This is a genomic window from Tardiphaga sp., assembly GCF_028290785.1.
GTDB lineage: Bacteria > Pseudomonadota > Alphaproteobacteria > Rhizobiales > Xanthobacteraceae > Tardiphaga.
Map to the genome: position 1 here is coordinate 1 of NZ_JAQGJD010000096.1, position 3,688 is coordinate 3,688.

4 protein-coding genes are annotated in these 3,688 nt (G+C 64.0%); all 4 read right to left on the bottom strand.

The genetic code is table 11. From position 1 onward, the window contains the following. Nucleotides 1-217: 217 nt before the first annotated feature. Nucleotides 218-1,477, bottom strand: coding sequence for a serine hydrolase domain-containing protein (locus tag JWR89_RS05345; RefSeq protein WP_299712680.1), 1,260 nt, complete (start codon nt 1,475-1,477; stop codon nt 218-220). After that, entirely contained in the window at nt 1,458-2,756 is a 1,299-nt protein-coding gene (locus JWR89_RS05350; protein WP_299712683.1) for a serine hydrolase domain-containing protein, read from the bottom strand. The genes JWR89_RS05345 and JWR89_RS05350 overlap by 20 nt, the downstream gene beginning before the upstream one ends. Before the next feature lie 61 nt (nt 2,757-2,817). Further along, nucleotides 2,818-3,375, bottom strand: a complete 558-nt coding sequence (locus JWR89_RS05355) for an O-acetyl-ADP-ribose deacetylase (protein ID WP_299712686.1) — start codon at nt 3,373-3,375, stop codon at nt 2,818-2,820. A gap of 96 nt (nt 3,376-3,471) precedes the next feature. Then, nucleotides 3,472-3,688 (bottom strand): glutaredoxin domain-containing protein (locus JWR89_RS05360; RefSeq protein ID WP_299712689.1); only part of this gene is annotated, 217 nt, incomplete at its 5' end.

The following is a 3,688-nucleotide window of genomic DNA, read 5'->3' on the forward strand; positions in this document are numbered from 1 at the left end:
TGATCGTCGAATTCTATTCGCGCTAAGTTTTAGCGACGACGCGAAAAAGGCCCCGGATTTCCGGGGCCTTTTTTGTTGAGATGACTGTCATTCCGGGGCGTGCGCAGCGTGAGCTGCGCGCGAACCCGGAATCTCGATATAGCTGAACATCTCGGGATTCCGGGTCTGAACGTTGGCCGGCTTCGCCGTCCGACGTGCATCCCGGAATGACAGTGTTCTACTCCATCGCCTCATATACAAACTTGCGCACGTCGCCCTCGACGCGCACGCGTTGCGAGGGCGCCTGCATCATCACGATGACGAACAGGTTGTCCTTCGGATCGATCCAGAAGAACGTGCCGCCGACGCCGTCCCAGCGATATTCCCCGACCGGCCCGGGCTCGCTGGCGAGTTCCCTCGTGCGTACCGCGAAGCCGAGGCCGTAGCCGCTGCCGGCGCCCGGGAAGTAGTAGTAGTCGCGCTGCACGCCGCTACCTGGCCCGACATGGTCGGCCGTCATCAGCGCCACCGTTTCCGCCTGGAGATAGCGCCGGCCCTCGAACACGCCGCCGTTCAGCAGCATCTGGCAGAACCGCGCATAGTCCGCGATCGTCCCGACCAGGCCGGAGCCGCCGGCCTCCCAGCGCTTGACGTGGAAGGGGTCGTGCATGCCGACCACCGGACCGATCATGCGGTCGTGCGGCAACGGTTCGGCGATGCGCTGACGTTTCAAGGGATCGGTGATGTAGAACGACGTGTCCACCATGCCCAGCGGATCCAGCAGGCGCGCCTTCAGGAATGCGTACAGCGACCTCCCGGAGACCACCTCGATGACGCGGCCGAGAACATCGGTGGAGTGGCCGTAGTCCCACAGCGTGCCGGGCTGTTCGGCCAGCGGCAAATGCGCGATGCGGTCGGCCCATGCGGCGTTGTCGTAATCGTTGTCGGCCAAATCGAGCCGCGCATAGCGGCGGCGCGTCGGATCGTCGCCGTAAAAACCGTAGGTGATGCCGGAGGTATGGCGCAGCAGATCGAGGATGGTGATCGGGCGATGCAAGGCTACGAAGGCCGAGGTGCCGTGCTCGTCGCCGGTTTTCATATCGACGCCGACTTTGGTTTCGGCAAACGCCGGAATGAATTTCGAGACGGGATCGTCGAGCTTCAGCGTGCCGTCTTCCACCAGCATCATCGCCGCCACCGAGGTGATCGGCTTGGTCATGGAGTACAACCGGAAGATCGCGTCCGGCGTCATCGGGCTGGCGACGTCGCGCTTGCCAAACGCTTCGAAGAAAACCGGCCGGCCGTGCTGCTGCACCAGCACGATGGCGCCGGGGATTTTTCCGGAGGCGATCTCTTGGCCGAAGTAGTCGTTGAGCGCCGCGATCTTTGATGGTGAGACCTTCCTTGCGACCGACACTTCGGCGCGCGCCGCGACGGCGCAGCCGGCGGCGAACAGTCCGAGCAGAACCGCGCGGCGGCTAGTTTTCCAGCGCTTCATAGACCAGCAATTTCAGTGACCTCTGGATGCGCTGCCGTTCCGACGGCGTCTGCTCAAGAAGGATGAAAAAGAAATCCTGCTTGGGATCGATGATGAAGTAGCAGCCGCTGGCGCCGTCCCACTTCAACTCGCCCAGCGAGCCCGGCGGCGGCGGCTTGGCATTCCCCGCATCGGTACGCACGGCAAAGCCATAGCCGAAGCCGAAGCCGTCACCGGGAAAGTACAGCGCGTCGCGCGCGACGCCGGAATCCTTGCCGATATGATCGGTGGTCATGTCCTTGAAGGTCGCGGCCGACATGTAGCGACGGCCGTCGTACTCGCCGCCGTTGAGCAGCATCTGCGCGAACTTCGTATAGTCCGCCAGCGTCGAGACCATGCCGCCGCTGCCGGATTCCCATTTCCGGTAGGTGTCCGGCCGGTTCTGCCGCCCGGTGCGGAAGTCGCGGTCCCAGGCCATCGGCTTCGCCAGCATGGCCTCCCTGGCCTTCTCCTTCACGAAGAAGCCGGTGTCCTTCATGCCGAGCGGCCCCAGGAACTTTTGCTGCTCGAAACCGAGCAGCGACTGGCCCGACACGACCTCGATGACCCGGCCGAGAATGTCGGTCGAATGGCCGTAGTCCCACAGCGTGCCCGGCTGGTGCTCGAGCGGCAGCTGCGCGATGCGGTCGGCAAATTCCCGGTTGTCGAAATCGCCGTCATAGATCTGCGCATTGCCGTAAGCACGCCGTACGAGGCTTTCGCCGTAGAAGCCGTAGGTGATGCCCGACGTATGCAGCAGCAGGTCGCGGATGGTGACCGGCCGGATGGGAGGAACGATCTCCAGCGCCTTCTGGCCATTGTCGAGTTTCTTCTCGACGCCAACCTTGGCGGAGGCGAACGACGGAATGTAGTTCGAGACGGGATCGTCGAGCTTGAGCTTGCCCTCGTCGATCAGCGTCATCGCGGCGAACGAGGTGATCGGCTTGGTCATGGAATGCAGCCGGAAGATCGTGTCGTCGGTCATCGGCGCGTTGGTGTCGGGATCGCGGACGCCGAAGAATTCCCGGTACACCGGCTTGCCATGCTGCTGGATCAGCACGATGGCGCCGGGAATCTTGCCATCGACAATCTGCTGGCGGAAGAACTCGCCGATTTTTTCCAGCTTCGAATGTGAAAAATGCGCGCCGGCGGGCATCTCGAAAGTGCCCTCGGCGGCGAAACGGTCCTCGGCCGACGCCGGCCCGGCCGCGAGCAACAGCGCCCCGCACAACAGCACGCGCATCGCAGCTGGTAAAATCATCGTCATCCCTTCCGCCGGACGACGTCAACTTTAGCGGCGGAAGAGGTTCGTACAAGGGGCCTCATCGCTGGCGGTTTGAGGACGACGACGCGTCGGCCAGCGCCTGCGCGTGCAACTTCGCGCTCGCTTCCGAGAAGCAGCAGAAGGTCACGGAGCTAACGGAAGGAGCGGCCGGTAGCGCCGCGATTACCGTGCGCACCGCGATGGTCGCTGCACGCTCCGCCGGAAAGCCGTAGACGCCGGTCGAGATCGCGGAAAAGGCCACGGAGGAAATATGATGTTCCGGGCACAGTTCGATGGCCCGGCGATAGCACGACGCCAGCGCCTCGTCCTCGCCGTCACCGCCGCCGTGCCACACCGGCCCGACCGCGTGGATGACATATTTCGACGGTAACTTATAACCACGGGTGATTTTGGCATCGCCGGTGGCGCAGCCATTCAGCTTGAGGCACTCGGCCAGCAATTCCGCCCCCGCCGCGCGGTGGATGGCGCCATCGACGCCGCCGCCGCCGAGCAGCGACGCATTGGCGGCGTTGACGATGGCGTCAACGCGAAGCGTGGTGATGTCGGCGACGACGACGTCCAGCGTCGCCGTGCCGATGGTCCGTGTCTGGGTCATGGGGGTGAAACGCGGAAACCGCCGAGGGGTTCGTTTCCCGGACGCGGTGCAGTGGCGATGCAAAGCATCGCTGCTCCGCGTCCAGCGAACGGGAGATCAGGCGGCCGGTGCGGCGGCGATGACGCCCTTGTCGGCCAGCAGCGTCTGCAGCTCGCCGGCCTGGAACATCTCGCGGATGATATCGCAGCCGCCGACGAACTCGCCCTTGACGTAGAGTTGCGGAATCGTCGGCCAGTTCGAATAGGTCTTGATGCCGTCGCGCAGGTCGGCGGATTCCAGCACGTTGAGGCCCTTATAGCCGACGCCGACGTGA